20 protein-coding genes and 1 riboswitch are annotated in these 16,746 nt (G+C 38.3%); of the genes, 11 read left to right on the top strand and 9 right to left on the bottom strand.

Annotated features, from left to right (window positions below):
- Window positions 1-28 precede the first annotated feature (28 nt).
- Entirely contained in the window at window positions 29-880 is an 852-nt protein-coding gene (locus FHY47_RS15005) for a C39 family peptidase (protein ID WP_077248188.1), read from the top strand.
- Here the strand turns inward: FHY47_RS15005 and asnB are convergent.
- The gene (asnB, locus tag FHY47_RS15010; RefSeq protein ID WP_148631036.1) at window positions 877-2,772 is read right to left on the bottom strand and encodes an asparagine synthase (glutamine-hydrolyzing); all 1,896 of its coding nucleotides are present in this window, start codon (window positions 2,770-2,772) and stop codon (window positions 877-879) included. The two genes, FHY47_RS15005 and asnB, sit on opposite strands and share 4 nt — an antisense overlap.
- A gap of 197 nt (window positions 2,773-2,969) precedes the next feature.
- Window positions 2,970-4,169, bottom strand: coding sequence for a methionine adenosyltransferase (metK, locus tag FHY47_RS15015; protein ID WP_066109177.1), 1,200 nt, complete (start codon window positions 4,167-4,169; stop codon window positions 2,970-2,972).
- Between the two features lie 133 nt (window positions 4,170-4,302).
- A riboswitch (SAM riboswitch) is annotated at window positions 4,303-4,431 on the bottom strand.
- A gap of 378 nt (window positions 4,432-4,809) precedes the next feature.
- Between metK and pckA the strand changes: the two genes are divergently transcribed.
- A complete protein-coding gene (gene pckA, locus FHY47_RS15020) occupies window positions 4,810-6,399 on the top strand; it encodes a phosphoenolpyruvate carboxykinase (ATP) (protein ID WP_139892774.1) in 1,590 nt (529 codons plus the stop codon).
- A gap of 136 nt (window positions 6,400-6,535) precedes the next feature.
- Here pckA and FHY47_RS15025 read toward each other — a convergent pair whose 3' ends face one another.
- Window positions 6,536-6,778, bottom strand: coding sequence for a DUF2584 domain-containing protein (locus FHY47_RS15025; RefSeq protein ID WP_066109181.1), 243 nt, complete (start codon window positions 6,776-6,778; stop codon window positions 6,536-6,538).
- Between the two features lie 18 nt (window positions 6,779-6,796).
- The gene (locus tag FHY47_RS15030; protein ID WP_066109183.1) at window positions 6,797-7,627 is read right to left on the bottom strand and encodes an alpha/beta hydrolase family protein; all 831 of its coding nucleotides are present in this window, start codon (window positions 7,625-7,627) and stop codon (window positions 6,797-6,799) included.
- 112 nt (window positions 7,628-7,739) lie between these two features.
- Between FHY47_RS15030 and FHY47_RS15035 the strand changes: the two genes are divergently transcribed.
- Genes FHY47_RS15035 through FHY47_RS15045 form a run of 3 tightly spaced genes read left to right on the top strand, consistent with a single transcriptional unit; the run spans window position 7,740 to window position 10,340 of the window.
- Window positions 7,740-8,747, top strand: coding sequence for an ABC transporter substrate-binding protein (locus tag FHY47_RS15035; RefSeq protein ID WP_395940474.1), 1,008 nt, complete (start codon window positions 7,740-7,742; stop codon window positions 8,745-8,747).
- A 20-nt stretch (window positions 8,748-8,767) separates the two neighbouring features.
- Entirely contained in the window at window positions 8,768-9,535 is a 768-nt protein-coding gene (locus FHY47_RS15040; RefSeq protein ID WP_066109186.1) for an ABC transporter ATP-binding protein, read from the top strand.
- Entirely contained in the window at window positions 9,525-10,340 is an 816-nt protein-coding gene (locus FHY47_RS15045; protein ID WP_066109189.1) for an ABC transporter permease, read from the top strand. The genes FHY47_RS15040 and FHY47_RS15045 overlap by 11 nt, the downstream gene beginning before the upstream one ends.
- On the opposite strand, the gene ytkD is transcribed toward FHY47_RS15045, so the two are convergent.
- The gene (gene ytkD / locus FHY47_RS15050) at window positions 10,335-10,808 is read right to left on the bottom strand and encodes an RNA deprotection pyrophosphohydrolase (protein WP_066109192.1); all 474 of its coding nucleotides are present in this window, start codon (window positions 10,806-10,808) and stop codon (window positions 10,335-10,337) included. The two genes, FHY47_RS15045 and ytkD, sit on opposite strands and share 6 nt — an antisense overlap.
- A 245-nt stretch (window positions 10,809-11,053) precedes the next feature.
- Between ytkD and FHY47_RS15055 the strand changes: the two genes are divergently transcribed.
- Entirely contained in the window at window positions 11,054-11,296 is a 243-nt protein-coding gene (locus FHY47_RS15055; RefSeq protein ID WP_066109196.1) for a DUF6154 family protein, read from the top strand.
- Between the two features lie 156 nt (window positions 11,297-11,452).
- On the top strand, window positions 11,453-11,626 hold the full coding sequence (ytzI, locus tag FHY47_RS15060; RefSeq protein ID WP_139063879.1) for a YtzI protein: 174 nt from the start codon (window positions 11,453-11,455) through the stop codon (window positions 11,624-11,626).
- Window positions 11,627-11,669: 43 nt separating this feature from the next.
- Here the strand turns inward: ytzI and FHY47_RS15065 are convergent, their stop codons facing one another.
- Window positions 11,670-12,143 (bottom strand): S-ribosylhomocysteine lyase, encoded by a 474-nt coding sequence (locus FHY47_RS15065; RefSeq protein ID WP_066109199.1) that lies wholly within the window; start codon window positions 12,141-12,143, stop codon window positions 11,670-11,672.
- Window positions 12,144-12,279: 136 nt separating this feature from the next.
- On the opposite strand from FHY47_RS15065, the gene yidD reads away from it, so the two are divergent.
- The 4 genes from yidD to FHY47_RS15085 all read left to right on the top strand — a co-directional run bounded on the left by yidD (window position 12,280) and on the right by FHY47_RS15085 (window position 14,073).
- Window positions 12,280-12,513: a membrane protein insertion efficiency factor YidD gene (gene yidD, locus FHY47_RS15070; RefSeq protein ID WP_066109201.1), complete on the top strand. Its 234-nt coding sequence runs from the start codon at window positions 12,280-12,282 to the stop codon at window positions 12,511-12,513.
- 109 nt (window positions 12,514-12,622) lie between these two features.
- Entirely contained in the window at window positions 12,623-13,582 is a 960-nt protein-coding gene (locus tag FHY47_RS15075; RefSeq protein ID WP_066109202.1) for a metal ABC transporter solute-binding protein, Zn/Mn family, read from the top strand.
- Between the two features lie 108 nt (window positions 13,583-13,690).
- Window positions 13,691-13,852, top strand: coding sequence for a DUF1540 domain-containing protein (locus tag FHY47_RS15080; protein WP_077248189.1), 162 nt, complete (start codon window positions 13,691-13,693; stop codon window positions 13,850-13,852).
- A 17-nt stretch (window positions 13,853-13,869) separates the two neighbouring features.
- Window positions 13,870-14,073 (top strand): hypothetical protein, encoded by a 204-nt coding sequence (locus FHY47_RS15085; RefSeq protein ID WP_066109205.1) that lies wholly within the window; start codon window positions 13,870-13,872, stop codon window positions 14,071-14,073.
- Window positions 14,074-14,106: 33 nt separating this feature from the next.
- Here FHY47_RS15085 and FHY47_RS19335 read toward each other — a convergent pair whose 3' ends face one another.
- The 3 genes from FHY47_RS19335 to menB form a co-directional block, all read right to left on the bottom strand.
- Entirely contained in the window at window positions 14,107-14,238 is a 132-nt protein-coding gene (locus FHY47_RS19335; protein WP_257469186.1) for a hypothetical protein, read from the bottom strand.
- Between the two features lie 85 nt (window positions 14,239-14,323).
- Window positions 14,324-15,802 carry an o-succinylbenzoate--CoA ligase gene (locus FHY47_RS15090; protein WP_225983620.1) on the bottom strand — a complete coding sequence of 493 codons (1,479 nt, stop codon included), beginning with the start codon at window positions 15,800-15,802 and terminating at the stop codon, window positions 14,324-14,326.
- 124 nt (window positions 15,803-15,926) lie between these two features.
- Window positions 15,927-16,745, bottom strand: coding sequence for a 1,4-dihydroxy-2-naphthoyl-CoA synthase (gene menB / locus FHY47_RS15095; protein WP_066109208.1), 819 nt, complete (start codon window positions 16,743-16,745; stop codon window positions 15,927-15,929).
- Window position 16,746: the final 1 nt, after the last annotated feature.

A 16,746-nucleotide genomic window follows, 5' to 3' on the forward strand; every position in this document is an offset into this window, starting at 1 on the left:
TTTTAAAATCAATTTCAGGAGTAGGATTATGAATACTTTCATTTTGATTTTCATGTTATTTAGTATCATTTCAATCATTTTGGTCCTATGGCGTCAATATCAGCCACTATCTATTTTGATTGTTATCTCTTTGATAGGCACTTTCCTGTATACAGGCTGGAAGGTCTATAACTCAAATTACTCCTTTGCTCATCAAATTAATAATATGATTGATAAGTCAGTAAGCTTAACAACTTCTATTACCAAAGATAATCGACCTGCAAAACCTCCTGCCAAAGATAAAGTACTTCTTGATGTGCCGATCGTTAAACAGCAGCCCGAGCTCCCAAGAGGATGTGAAGTAACCAGCCTGGCTATGCTTCTTCAATATTCCGGATTGGATGCTGATAAATTAAAACTTGCCCAGCAAATAAAAAAAAATCCAGCTAAAATAAAAAAAATAAATGGTGAAATCCATTACGGTGATCCTAATGATGGATTTATTGGAGATATGTATTCAACTAATAAACCTGGCCTCGGAGTGTATCATAAGCCTATAAAAAAACTTGCTGAGCATTATATGCCTGGCAAAATAATCGATTTTACCAATGGAGATTTCAACCAAATCAAAAAGTATCTCTCAACCAATCGGCCCGTCTGGGTTATCATAAATACAGCCTATGAAAAACTGGATCCATCCTATTTCCATACTTGGAAAACACCAAATGGGAAAATATCGATTACTTATAAGGAGCATTCTGTCGTAGTGACGGGATATGATCAGCATTATATTTATTTTAACGATCCCTTAACAGGAATTAAAAATAAAAAAGCACCCTCCGCTGATTTTGAAAAAGCGTGGGTGCAAATGGGAAAACAGGCTATAACCTATAAAGATTAATGGATTGGGTCACTTATCATATCCTTTTCAGCTAATGCCTGGAAAGGATATTTTTCTTCGACATATACAGAGTACCATATCATAAATACCAATACAGTCCATAGTTTACGGCTATTATCCGCTTTACCTGTAACATGATTATTGAACAGATTCATAATGACTTGCTTATCCAGCAAATGATCTGTTTGGCTTTCTTTTATTATTGTAATCGCCCATTCATACATTTCATTTTTTAACCAATGACGGATAGGGACTGGAAAACCAAGTTTCTTACGATTTAATACATGGTCAGGAATGATTCCCTCTGCAGCTTTTCTAAGTATATATTTGGTCGTTCCATGAGCAGTTTTTAAATCAGTTGGAATTCCGGATGCCACCTCAAATACTTTTTTATCAAGGAATGGCACTCGAAGCTCAAGAGAATGTGCCATCGTCATCTTATCAGCTTTTACTAATATATCTCCGCGCAGCCATGTATGAATATCAATATACTGCATTCTGCTCACATCATCATATTCGGGTGTTTCTGCGTAGAACGGATGTGTTATCGTAGTATAATCCAGCTTTGATTTATATAATTTGAATAATTGCCCCTTCTCTTCCTCCATAAACATCTTGGCATTTCCAAGATAGCGTTCTTCAATCGGCGTACAGCCGCGCTCTATAAAACTTTTGCCTTTTACACCTTCAGGCATCATGGCAGCAATTCTTTTTAGCGCTCTTTTCATAAGTACAGGAATTTTATTAAACATGGCTAAGGATTGAGGCTCACGGTAAATATTGTATCCTCCGAATAATTCATCCGCTCCTTCACCTGACAGAACAACCGTTACATGCTTTTGCGCTTCCCTTGCCACGAAATATAAAGGAACACAAGCGGGGTCTGCCAACGGGTCATCCATATGCCACATAATTTTCGGCAGTTCCCTCATATATTCCTGCGGCGATATAATATAGCTGATATTCTCTACCCCAAGCTTGTCAGCTGTTTCTTTAGCTACATCAATTTCACTGAAACCATTCTGTTCAAATCCAACTGAGAATGTTTTAATTCCAGGATGAAATTCTTTAGCTATGGATGCGATGATTGTAGAATCAATTCCACCTGAAAGAAATGAACCAACGGGTACATCACTGCGCATATGCATGCTGATACTGTCATACATCACATCTTGAATTTCTTTAATCCAATCTGGTTCACTGCGCAGAATAGGTTTAAATTCTGCTTTCCAATATTGGCGGATTTCCATAGGTTCTCCAATTTTCTTTGTAAAGCAATGTCCAGGCAATAATTTTTTCACATACTTTGTCATCGTTGCTGGTTCTGGAGTAAATTGGAAGGTAAGATAATGCTGCAGAGACACATGATCCAATTCTTGTTTTTCTATAGCGTGTATAATACTTTTCTTTTCAGAAGCAAAATAGGTCTTATCCCCATCTTCCTTATAAAAAAATGGTTTAATCCCAAATGGATCACGGGCACCAAAAACAGAGTTCTCCTGTTTATCCCAAATCACGAACCCAAACATCCCACGAAGCATTTCAACTGCCTTTTCCCCATATTGAACAAATGCCGCCAGGATTACTTCAGTATCTGAATTTGTAGAAAACGCCATGCCTTCCTTTTCCAGCACTACTTTCAATTCCAAGTAGTTGTATATTTCTCCGTTAAAAACAATCCAATAGCGTTCATTTTCATACGTTAAGGGCTGATGTCCACATTCAATATCAATGATGCTTAGTCTTCTGAAACCAAGCTGGATATGTTCATCTATATAATACCCCTCGTCATCTGGCCCTCTATGCGTAATCAAGTCATTCATACTTTTAATTAGTTCTGAATCCTGATTCGCTTGCTGGTGATCATGCATACATCCTACAAATCCACACATTATTATTCACTCACTACCTTTACTTTCGACTGTTTTTCTTTAAAAATATCAAAGGATTAGATTTTTAGATATAAGCTAGGGTCCCGACAAAATATGATCCATTATACCCGATATCACAACTTCCTAATATTACCATATTTAGACAAAAAAAGAAAGAGGGGTTATCCCTCTTTCTAGAAATGTTTATGCTGTTTATCTTAGATGTTAGCTTCCGCACGCAGTACTTCCACTTTATCTGTTTTCTCCCAAGGAAGATCTAAATCATTGCGTCCAAAATGTCCGTAAGCTGCTGTTTGTTTATAGATCGGACGTCTTAAATCAAGCATTTTTATGATCCCTGCTGGGCGTAGATCAAAGTTAGCACGTACTAATTCAATTAATTTTTCCTCTTCAATTTTCCCTGTACCGAACGTATCAATAGAAATAGATACTGGTTGCGCTACACCAATCGCGTAAGCCAGCTGAACTTCCGCTTTATCTGCAAGACCTGCTGCTACAATATTTTTAGCTACGTATCTGGCTGCATAGGCAGCAGAACGGTCTACTTTTGTAGCGTCTTTACCAGAGAATGCTCCGCCACCGTGACGTGCGTATCCACCATACGTGTCTACAATGATTTTACGGCCAGTCAAGCCTGCATCCCCTTGTGGACCTCCAATAACAAAACGGCCCGTTGGGTTAATAAAATATTTAGTTTGTTCATCAATAAGGTGAGCAGGAACAACCGGTTTAATTACTTGTTCTTTTAAGTCTTTCTTAATTTGCTCCAGTGTTGTTTCCGCGTCATGCTGAGTAGAGATAACGATTGTATCAATTCTTACCGGATTTTTATTTTCATCATATTCCACTGTGACTTGTGTTTTTCCATCAGGGCGCAAGTATGGAAGAACTTCTTGTTTACGAACCTCAGCCAGCTTTCTAGATAATTGGTGAGCAAGAGAAATAGGAAGAGGCATTAATTCTTCTGTTTCGTTGCAGGCAAAACCGAACATAAGACCCTGATCTCCCGCCCCAATAGCTTCAATCTCTTCATCTGACATCGTGCCTTCTCTTGATTCCAAAGCTTGGTCTACACCTTGGGCGATATCTGCAGATTGTTCATCAATAGAGGTTAAGACAGCGCATGTTTCTGCATCGAAACCATATTTAGCACGTGTATAACCGATCCCTTTGATTGTGTCACGCACAATTTTTGGAATATCCACATAAGTAGAAGTAGTGATTTCTCCCGCTACTAAAACTAATCCAGTGGTAACAGATGTTTCGCAGGCTACCCTCGCATTTGGATCCTTTGCTAAAATTTCGTCCAAAATGGAATCAGAAATCTGATCGCAAATTTTATCCGGATGACCTTCTGTTACAGATTCTGATGTAAACAAATGTCTCTTATTAGACATGTATATTTCCTCCTTCAGTTTCCCTGTTTATGGCTACTCATTATCTTTAATTATCTCCTGATTATACGAAAAAAGACCTTTCCCCTTTATAAAGAAAAGAGGAAAGGTCTGAGTCTCAGAAATCTGCCTTTCACTCTCATCGTTCAAGGCATTATAACCTTGCATCAAGTTAGCACCTTTGCGTGATTTCCATTATAAGGAATCAAACTGCAGGTTGCCCCGGCTTCATAGAGCTCGTCTCTCCACCGAGTCTTGATAAGAGTATCCATATCAAATGTATATATTATCTTATCCATCATTTTCTGTCAATAAATAAACAGGAATATATTGTTAAGATAAAACTTTAGCTTCATCCTTTTTCTAAAAGAAGTACAGTCAGAACTTAAAATTCGCATTTCAATTATGATATTGATATAATTAATTTACGAATATTCAAATAAATATACTTTATTATTTATCCATCAATATTGACTAATATCCCTATTCTTTCACCAATGAAAACAATAATAATTATTCTTATATACTATATTAAACCATATTTTTGAAAATCAACACAATTAGTATGGATAAATCGATTAAATGTGTTATACTATTTTCCATATAATATGCTTACCAAAATTCTGGAAAAGGATGATACCTTATGAACAGTGTAGGAGTTTCCAATGAATTGAAACAATTACTTACTCATGATAATATTCACATTCAGCTTTCAGTGCCACAATTAGTTGAAAAAGTATTAACCAGAAAAGAGGGCATCCTCACATCTACTGGAGCGATTAAAGCCGAAACAGGTAAATATACCGGCAGATCTCCAAAGGATAAATATATTGTAGAGGAAGCTGCCACTAAAGATAAAATAGCCTGGGGAAGCGTCAATCAAGCAATATCTGAAGACGCATTCTCTAAATTATATGATAAAGTTATCGATTACCTCGAAAAACGAGATGAATTATTTGTATTTAATGGGTTTGCTGGGGCTGCAACAGACTACCGCCTTCCTATACAAGTAATCAATGAATATGCCTGGCACAATTTATTTGTACATCAGCTGTTTATCCGCCCCACTAAAGAAGAGCTTGAAAATCATTCTCCTGAGTTTACTATTATCTCAGCACCAGGTTTTAAAGCAAACCCTCTCGTGGACGGTACACAATCTGAGACGTTTATCATCATTTCTTTTGAGAAAAAAGTCGTCTTAATTGGAGGCACCGAGTATGCAGGTGAAATGAAAAAATCCATTTTCTCAATCATGAATTACCTGTTGCCTGAGAAAAATGTGTTCTCTATGCATTGTTCAGCAAATGTAGGTTTCGAGGGAGATGTAGCTCTTTTCTTTGGCCTATCCGGCACTGGAAAGACTACTTTATCAGCCGATCCAAATCGCCGCCTTATAGGTGATGACGAACATGGCTGGTCTCCTGATGGTGTATTTAATATTGAAGGCGGCTGTTACGCAAAATGCATCAATCTCACACAGGAAAAAGAGCCTCAAATTTTTAATGCCATACGCTTTGGTTCTGTACTAGAGAATGTGGTTGTAGATGAAGATACGAGAATTGCTGACTATGATAATGGAATGTTAACTGAAAATACCCGGGCAGCTTACCCTATCGAAGCCATGCAGAACATCGTCACACCTAGTATAGCGGGCCATCCCAATACAATCATCTTTTTAACTGCTGATGCTTTTGGTGTTCTGCCTCCAATCAGCAAGTTAACCAAAGAACAGGCAATGTATCATTTTCTAAGCGGTTATACGAGTAAATTGGCAGGAACTGAACTCGGAATCACTTCACCACAGGCTACGTTTTCTACCTGCTTCGGTTCACCATTCTTACCATTGCATCCAACTAAATATGCTGAGATGCTTGGCAAAAATATTGAGGAACATCAAGTTCAGGTATATCTGGTTAATACCGGTTGGACTGGAGGAGAGTATGGGACAGGTAGCCGCATGAAGCTTTCTTATACACGATTGATGATTCAAGCTGCATTGGAAGGAGAACTAGCCAATATCGAAACGGTACAAGACAGAATATTTGGCTTAGCGATTCCTTTACACGTACCTGGAGTACCTGATGAAGTTTTACAGCCGCAGAAAACGTGGAAAGATCCAGAAGCCTATTATGAAAAGGCGAATGAGCTTGCACATAAATTCAGAGAAAATTTCAAGGAATTTAAAAATATCAGTTCTGAAATTGAATCTAAAGGTGGACCAATTACCTTTTAAAGAACTAGCGGTGTCTTAGGAAGCCAAAAAGAAATGGCTTTCCTGAGGCACTATTTTATTTGTCTAAATTTAAAAACAAACCCACCGCCCAATGTAATTCTGGATGAAGGTTTGTTTTCTTTAGTTTCTATTCAATTTAGTTACTGGAATTTAAAGAAATCAACTCATATGTAATGGTTGTGCAGTTATTTTCCCATTCCACTTTTTTTATCCGTGCCGTTCCTCTCGATTCTCCATCCAGAGTTTTTCGGATATCAATCGGAATTTCAATTGGATATAGGCGGTATCCTTCTTTTTTTAGGACGAATAGATTTTCCTCAACCCTTTTTTCATTAGCCTTTGTCACTATAAGAGTATTCAATTCCATTGGCATACCCAATTCTCTCACTCCCCTGCTTCATTTATTTATTTCAATGGTATCATTTGAAGCGGCTTCTTTCATCCATTTCGTTAAATCCGTGACGATTTGCCGATTTATTCTAGGAGGTAGATAATGTGTATAGTCCTTAAGGTACCACACATCGACGCTCTTGCCGAGATCCTGCAGTCTGTTTCTTAATAGATTGGCATGTTCAACCGAAACGTTCTTATCCTTCTCGCCATGAATAATTAGAACATTACATGGTATTTTTTCAATTTCATACAAGGGTGTACGGGCTTTATATTCATCCGGCACCTTGTTTGGCGTACCTCCAATGACCCTTTTCAGCATTCTTCTTAAATCAATTCTCTCTATGTAGGTCAGAACCATATCGGAAACTCCCCCCCACGTGACAAGTGAAGCAGCGTCCTGGCAGTATATAGCTGTCCACAAGGCCATAATCCCGCCTCGAGAAAATCCAAAAATATGGACCTTTTTTGGATTAACCTTGGGATGTTGCTTTAAAAGTTCAAAACCTGCAATAGCATCCCAACGATCTTCTCCTGCAAAATCTTCCTCTCCTTCTCCACCCTGGTTGCCACGATAAAAGGGGGCAAAAACAACAAACCCCTGACTTGCGAATTGAATGATACGCCCTGGACGGACCTTCCCAACATTTTTAATGCCTCCGCGTAAATATAAAAATCCGTCCATTATTTCATCATTTTTTTTTGGCTCAGCTAATAGCCCCTTAACCCTTAACCCATTCGATAAATACGTGACAATATATAGATTTATATCCGGATGTGGCGATGGATATCGACTTCTATCTACGATACTACCTAGCGATGATTTTACTTCATCCATAATCCGGGCTCCTTTACAAAGTTCTATAGGCATTCACACAAATATATACCACACATACAATACGATTAACTACACTTTGGCATACATACTGCCTACTAAGGAGGAAATTCCCTTGAAATATTATCTTAAAACCAGCTTCTTCTGTATGCTGTCCATTCTGCTCATCTTTAGTTTATCGGCCTGTAAAGAAAATAAGTCGACTGAAGAATTGACAAAAGTCAAAGTAGCAGAAGTCACACGCTCTATTTTTTATGCACCTGAATATGTCGCCCTGGCCAAAGGATTTTTTAAGGACGAAGGGCTTGATGTAGACCTGCAGACTGCATGGGGCGGTGATAAGACAATGACTGCTCTACTATCAGGCGGAGCTGATATCGTGCTTGTTGGCTCAGAAACTTCTATTTATGTTCATGGACAAAATTCAAGAGATCCTGTTATTAATTTTGCCCAATTAACTCAAACAGATGGAACTTTTCTTGTATCCAGAGAAAAAATAGAGGAATTTAACTGGAACATGCTAAAGGGCAGTACATTTCTCGGACAGAGGAAAGGCGGTATGCCACAAATGGTTGGAGAGTTTGTACTGAAAAAACACAGCATTGATCCTCAAAAGGATTTGAAATTAATTCAAAATATTGATTTTGCCAATGTCGCCAATGCCTTTGCATCAGGAACAGGTGATTATGTACAGCTATTCGAACCTCAGGCAAGTGTTTTTGAAAAAGAAGGAAAAGGACATATTGTCGCTTCCTTTGGAAAAGAATCCGGCCATGTTCCATACACCACCTTCATGGCAAAGGAAAGCTATATGAAGGAAAATGAAGATATCGTTAACCGTTTTACAAAAGCGATTTATAAAGCACAAAAATGGGTTGAAGAAACAGATTCCGCTGAAGTAGCAAAAGCTATTCTCCCATATTTTGAAGATACAGACGTAGAGATTATTGAAATGGCCATTGACCGTTACAAGTCACAGGAGTCCTTTGCCTTAAATCCAATTCTTGATGAGGAAGAATGGTTAAATCTGCAGGATATCATGAAAGAAGCAGGAGAAATCGATTCCTATATCGATCATAAAACACTCGTAAATACAGAAATCGCTGAAGAAGTTTCAAAATAGGAGCTAAGGAGGCAGGGATTATGCCTTTATTGTCGATAGAGAATGTATCTCATCTCTATTTATCTAAATCGCAAACATCAATTGCTTTAGAGAATATATCAATGAGTATTGAGGAGGGAGAATTCATCTCCTTCCTTGGCCCAAGCGGCTGCGGTAAAACAACCCTTCTATCCATTATATCTGGCCTTTTTAAGCCAACCGAAGGAAGTGTTAAGCTATACGGGAAGGATGTCCTCATCCATCGCCAGGATATTGGATATATGCTGCAGCAGGATTATTTATTTCCCTGGAAGACCATTAAAGAAAATATATTGATAGGATTAAAATTATTAAAGCAGCTCGACCAAAAGCACGAAGAACAAACCATATCACTATTAGAAGAAATCGGCCTGAAGGATGTATTGACTAAATTTCCAAGGGAGCTATCAGGAGGAATGCGCCAACGAGTTGCCCTAGTTAGAACTTTGGCCACTAACCCTACTCTGCTCCTCTTAGATGAACCTTTTTCTGCTTTAGATTTACAAACCAAACTAAAGCTTGAAGATATCGTATCAAGTACATTAAAATCGTTTAAAAAAACGGCTATTTTAGTTACTCACGATATAGGAGAAGCAGTAGCCATGAGTGATCGTGTCTTCCTCCTCTCTCCAAAACCAGGAAAAATTCACAAAGAATTTGATATTCCAAACGAGTTAAAAGGGCTATCCCCATTTAATGCAAGAAATCATCCAGCCTTTTCAGATGTGTTCCAGCTTATATGGAAGGAGATGGAGCAGCTTGACGGATAATAAACTTAAAATTAATACCCTTCACAAGAACTATATCCAACAATTAAAAACCAACCAGCATAAAGTATGGCTGTATCAGGGTGTTATCTTTGTTTTATTTTTTGCTCTTTGGGAAATAGCCAGCCATTTTTACTGGATAGATCCCCTCCTGTTCAGTTCACCTTCCAATGTCGTTGAAATGCTGATTGAAAAAATACAGGATGGCAGTTTGCTCAGCCATCTCGGACTTACCTTGTTCGAAACAGTCATCAGCTTTATTTTAGGCACTCTACTAGGGACACTGCTAGCTGTTGCCTTGTGGTGGTCTCCAATGCTTTCAAAGGTCCTGGATCCCTATTTAGTCATCTTCAATGCTATGCCTAAGGTAGCCCTTGGACCCATTATTATTGTGGCGATGGGCCCTGGATTAATATCCATTATCACCAATGGAATCATTATCTCAGTTATCGTTACGACTATAGTCGTCTACACGAGCTTCAAGGAAATCGATCCCAATTATATAAAGGTAATGGAAACGTTTAATGCTCGCCGCATGCACATCTTCAAGGAAGCTGTCTTGCCGTATTCCTTTCCAGTCATTATATCGACACTAAAGGTTAATGTTGGTTTAGCCTGGGTTGGTGTCATAGTTGGAGAATTTCTTGTTTCTTCACAAGGACTTGGCTATCTAATCATTTATGGATTCCAGGTATTTAATTTCACCCTTGTTTTAATGGCATTACTCGTTATAGCTGTATTTGCAACGATTATGTATAAAATGGTCGAGTTTGTTGAAGCTAAGTTAATCCGCGACCGCTTATCATAAAAATTTTAACCGGCTTATTTTATCCAGACATTTCAAAACAACCTGATCCTTCATAATGAAGCTATATTGGGTGCTCGTTTGAAAATCATGTGGCAGTTCTGACAGTAAAACGGGCCCTTCTGTTTCCAGATAATCTTCTTTCTTCGTAAGGGCAGTAAGCTCGGCATAAAATACTGCTTTAACAAAGGAACCCGCTGGGTCGAGTACTTTATACTCGCCAATTGGAATTAACTGCTTTGCTTCTCCCCCTGTTTCCTCATATACTTCACGTATGGCAGCCTGAACAGGGGTTTCATTGTTTTCCACCTTGCCTCCGGGAAATTCAAGCCCTCTTTTGGAATGGTTGGTAAGAACCCATTTCCCTTTATAGCGGCATATGACGAATACATGACGAGCTTCTTTTTCAAATTGACCTTGTTCATCATGAAAATAGACATTATTTCCATGGATATCCTTAAATATGTCCATCTATCTCTACACTTCTCTCTTAATTGTTTCTTTCAATTATAGCAAAACTGGCTCTTATATAATTTATAAGGAATAAATCAATTAGAAGCTTACTTTTACAACACACTTTCTTAAAAATATAACAAATATAGTCATGAAGGATGGAATCAATAATATTTTCAATATAAGTAGAGTACATTTATAAAGGTTGGGGTAAATAATTACTATATGAATCGTGATCTAAAAATTGAAAGGAGTTCTTAGCAGTGAATTTCATTGATGAACTATACCAATTGTATCGAGATAAACTAACTGGCGATGATGAAGATATTGATATTTTGGCTTTAGCCGTTTTAGAACAGCTTGATCGTAAGGATGTTATGCAATTAATTAATGAACTGGAAGATCGGGAGCTATATAATTTAATGGGGATATACATAATTGATAGCCTTAAAAAGCGATTTGCAAATGATGATGTACAGCCGCCTGTATCAAAATATTTGCACTAAGATAGGATTACATAGCGAAACCTTCTAAAAATAGGAGGTTTTTTTAGTTTTTTAAATAAATTCACAGAGACCCCGAAAAACGATATGGTAAGATATAGGTCATTTCTATGTAACAGCAATGATATAATAGAGGTCATAAAGACTGGGGGAAAGCATATGGGGATGACAGGAATATTTATAATAGGGGCAATTATTATAGTCCTAATAATAGGGGTTACTGCACTTGTCACAACAAAAGCATACGAATACAAGCACACTATTGATCCATTAGATCAAAATCCGCATTTGAGTGGTAAAGAAGAGGTTCGCACATCTGAACCACATGAATAAGCGCAAAAAAGAATCCCCAGATAAAAAGGGGATTCGACTTTGTTTATGCAAATACTTGTTTTAAATCTTCTTTGCTTTGTGTCAGCCAAAATCTCATCAACTTTTTTGCACCTTCAAGGTCATGAAGCTTGGCTTGACCGCATTGTTTTTCGTTAGCCGCGGGAATATCAGTTATCTCAACAGCTTCTTTCATGGTTTTATCAAGCACATCTATGATTTCTTCAACAGTTGGCTCACCGCTGACCACCAAATAAAATCCAGTTTGGCATCCCATGGGTGAAATATCAATGATATCAAAGTGAGAATAACCCTCAGAATATTTCCTGATATTAAACGCCAACAGATGCTCTAAAGTGTGAATCGCATCTGGCTTCATGGCCTGTTTATTTGGCTGGCAGAAACGAATATCAAATTTGTTAACAACTCCATCGCTTCCTACTTTATGAACACCACAATGACGAACATACGGGGCCTTAACAGCATTATGGTCCAAATCAAAACTTTCAACAGATGGCATTATAAAACCTCCTTTTAAACTTATTACTAATTTTACCTTTTCTCCATCAATATTTCATCTCTAAAGTTTGAAGTTTGCCCTTTCAGGCATTATGATATGGTTGTATCTAAACATTCTAATTAAGGAAGTTCATATTATGAAAAAAATATTACTAAAACTAGTCCGTTTTTATCAAGTGGCCATTTCACCTATGAAGCCGCCAAGTTGTAGATTTTATCCAACATGTTCTCAATATGGCCTTGAAGCAATTGAGCGTTTCGGACCAGTAAAGGGGACCTGGCTAACCATAAAACGAATCTCTAAATGCCATCCACTGCATGCCGGCGGGTTTGATCCTGTACCTGAAAAACAAGAAAAAAAAGACTCTTGATTTACAAGAAAAAGCCGTGTATCATACTAGATATGCAAATCGTAATCTTTTCGATTTATATTTTCGCTTAACAAATCGTAATGAATACGATTAACAGGAGGATACTACATTGAAAAAAATATCATTTATATTCGCACTCATACTTGGTGCATCTATTTTTCTTTCCGGATGCAACAGCGATAATAGCACGGCTGATACTAAAAATGAAAACCAGCTTTCTATTTATACAACTGTTTATCCATTACAGTATATGGCTGAGCAAATAGGTGGTGAACATGTAAATGTATCTTCTATCTATCCGGCAGGTGTAGATGAACATACATTTGAACCAACACAAAAAGATATTATCAATATCGCAGAGTCTGATTTATTTTATTACGTTGGATACAATTTAGAAGGCTTTGTAAATAACGTGACCAAAACATTGGGAAACGAAAATGTGGAAATGATAGCTATTGGTGAAAAAGTAAATCTTGATACTCATGGACATGAAGAGCACGAACATGAAGATCATGAGCACGAAGACGACGGCCATAATCATGGTACAGTCGATCCGCACTTATGGATAGATCCGCTATATGCAAAAGAAATGGCTGAACATATTAAAGACACACTGATTGAGAAAATGCCTGAACAAAAAAGTGCCTTCGAGGAAAATTACGAAACACTGGCTAAAAAGTTCGATGAGTTAAATACAGAATATACAAAGGTATTCAGCGAAGCACCTCATGATGAATTCCTTGTTTCTCATGCTGCGTTTGGATACTGGGAAGAACGTTATGATGTAGATCAAATAAGCGTCTCCGGTATATCTACATCCGAAGAGCCTACTCAAAAATCACTTGAGAAGTTAGTGGATACTGCCAAGGAACATCAACTTAAATATATTTTAGTTGAACAGAATATAAATAGTAAATTAACGGATATTATTAAAAAAGAGGCTAATTTGACTGCATTGCCTATTCATAATCTATCTATCCTGACTCAGGATGATATTGATTCAGAACGCGATTATTTTTCAATCGCGAAGGATAATTTAGACTCACTGCAAAAAGCTTTAAATGATTAATCACGTAAAAGCCCGAATTCTTTTAGATTCGGGCTTTTTTCTTCCTGTATTTACTTTACATATAAGAGGTGAAAAGAAGCATTCTAACAAAAGAAAGGAGAGATTTTTATGCCAAATGGTGTTAAATGCTCTGTGAATTCCTGCCACTTTTGGAAACAAGGGAATAAATGTGCAGCAGAAAAAATTCAAGTAAATATGTATTCAGAGGAACGTGCTTATAAAAGTGGCGATACTGGATGCAAAACCTTTCGCCCAGCTGACTTTTTATAAACGAAAGGCTGTCATAAATGGATATCAATCACATACTCCGAAATTTTAACGAGGATTTACAAAATTCCAATTCCTTAACATTTCCTATATGCGTGGACTCTTTTACGAATTATTGGAGTACCGAATTCGGATCCCTTGATGAATTACCGAAGGAAGTAGACCAGCTTATAGCTAAACGGGGATTGGAATTAGGTTTACTGGAAGAAGAAATAAATCAATAAAGAAAAGCGCCCTGTGACCCAGGCGCTTTTCCCTTAGTAACTTTTCTTTACTAATTCGACAACTTCTTTTTCTGCCACATTTGTTATTGCGGTTATAACTGATAATGGGAGTCCGCGACGCAACAAGATCTCAGCAATCAAGTATTGTTTTTTCGAACGAGCCATTTCTTCCCCGCCTTCTTATGTCTTTTTTTCCATTATACAGGATTTGATAGCCGAATTGAATAAGTCCAACACCCAATATTCAGAATTAACTAAAAAAATTAATTAACTCTCTTCTCACTATTTTGTTTGAAGCATTACGGGGTAACTCCTTACCCATCACTACTTTTTTAGGAATTTTATATCGCGCCAGCCTGGATTCACAAAATTCGATGATCTCTGTCTGTTGTAAATGGCTCGCTGGATGGGGGACTATTACGGCTGCTGGAACGGCTCCCCATTCATCATCGCTAAGACCAATGACTCCCGCTTCTTTTACGAAAGGATGCTCCATCAAAACGGATTCTATTTCAGCCGGATAAATGTTTTCTCCACCAGAAATAATTAAATCAGAGCGTCTATCAATGACAAACAAATACCCTTCCTCGTCGATATAACCGATATCACCTGTATAAAACCAGCCATCCTGGAAAGATTCCGGTGCCCTTCCATGAAGATACCCCGGAGTTACATTTGGGCCTTTTACTGCAATCTCTCCCGGTACACCAACTGCAGCAATCCTTCCATCCACAATAATTTTTATCTCACATGGCAATAATGGCTTACCGGCAGAGCCCAGTTTTCGCGTTGCATCTTCAGGAGCCAGCGTGACGATTTGAGAGCATGTTTCTGTCATACCATATGTTTGAAAGACAGGTGTGTTTTTATCCGTAGCCTTTTTCAACAACGCCATAGGTGCTGAGCCGCCCCCTAACAGCATACAGCGAAATTCCTCAGGGTATGTCCTTTCTCCTAAATCTTCAAGCATTCTTGTCAAAGTATTCGTCACAACCGAGCAAATCGTAATCTTCTCTTTCCAAATAGCTTCATTTGCTTGTACAGGGTCGAATCCTCTTTGCAAAACAGTCTCTATCCCATAAATGACTGATCTTAAAAGGATAGATAAACCACTTATATGGAATAGCGGCATAAAGCAAAGCCATTTATCATCATCGCGCAACCCTAAATTTAGAGCAGACCCAATCGCACTCCAATAATGGTTTCCCATCGTTTGCTGAACGGCCTTAGGCTTACCAGTCGTACCTGATGTGTACATAATAGTTGCCGTTTGATTAAACGATAAGTTCTTCTTTTCTTCAAATGACTTTGCCTTAGCCTTCTCTAATTGTTCCAGCCTTAGCACGGAAATATCCAGTAACATTTCGTTTTCTGATATGAGAAAATCAGCCTGAGCATCTTCTAATTGCCACTCTTTTTCCCGATCTGTTAAACGAGTATTCAATAGGACAATTTTGGCGCCAATCAGGAGAAGAGCATGTATCGTAAAGACCATCTCCGGCCGATTCTTCATGTTAATTCCAATTACATGACCTTCCGCAACACCCAACTCCGTCAATTTTTGAGCGTATAAATGGGCCATTTCATATAACTCTCTAAACGTCCACTTCTCTCCCTCAAATGAAAGAGCCGTACGCTCCGGAGTCACATACGCCCGTTGAATCAAAAACTGCGGAACAACCGTATCATGCATCAACATCTTTTCAACCTTCCCTCTGAACTCCTTCATGATCTCTCTGACCATCAAAGCGTTTTTAAGTACAAATACAAATTAACCTCTATCACTCTAACTGATACTTACATGTACATAAAAACAGCCTGACGGTAGGCGTCAAGCTGTTTTTCGTTCTCCATTAAGGGAATCGTGGGAATTGGTCAAAGTCTGGATTGCGCTTTTCTTTAAAAGCATCGCGGCCTTCTTTGGCTTCATCTGTTGTATAATAAAGCAATGTTGCATCGCCTGCCAACTGCTGAAGTCCAGCCAGTCCATCTGTATCCGCATTGAAAGCTGCTTTTAGGAAACGAAGGGCAGTTGGGCTCTTTTCAAGCATTTCCTCGCACCATTGCACCGTTTCTTTTTCAAGTTGCTCCAATGGAACTACTTTGTTTACCAAGCCCATATCAAGTGCTTCCTGCGCATCATATTGACGGCACAAGAACCAAATTTCTTTTGCTTTCTTATGGCCTACGATTCGAGCTAAATATCCTGCACCATAACCTGCATCAAAGCTTCCAACCTTAGGACCGGTTTGGCCAAAACGTGCATTTTCAGCAGCAATTGTTAAATCACATACAACATGCAGTACGTGACCTCCGCCAATAGCATAGCCTGCTACCATTGCCACAACAGGTTTTGGAATAACACGGATCAAGCGTTGAAGATCAAGAACATTCAGACGAGGAATTTCGTCTTCACCCACATATCCGCCATGACCGCGAACCTTTTGGTCACCGCCAGAACAGAATGCCATGTCACCTGCGCCTGTTAAAATAATAGCACCTATTTCTTTATCATCCCTGGCACGGGAAAAAGCATCAATCAATTCCATTACTGTTTTTGGACGAAATGCATTGCGTACCTCTGGACGGTTGATGGTAATTTTAGCAATACCGTTATATCTTTCATATAAAATATCTTCATATGTACGAATGGTTACCCAATCAAAAGCCATT

Source organism: Bacillus sp. E214, from assembly GCF_008087365.1.
In the GTDB taxonomy this organism is placed as follows: domain Bacteria; phylum Bacillota; class Bacilli; order Bacillales; family Pradoshiaceae; genus Pradoshia.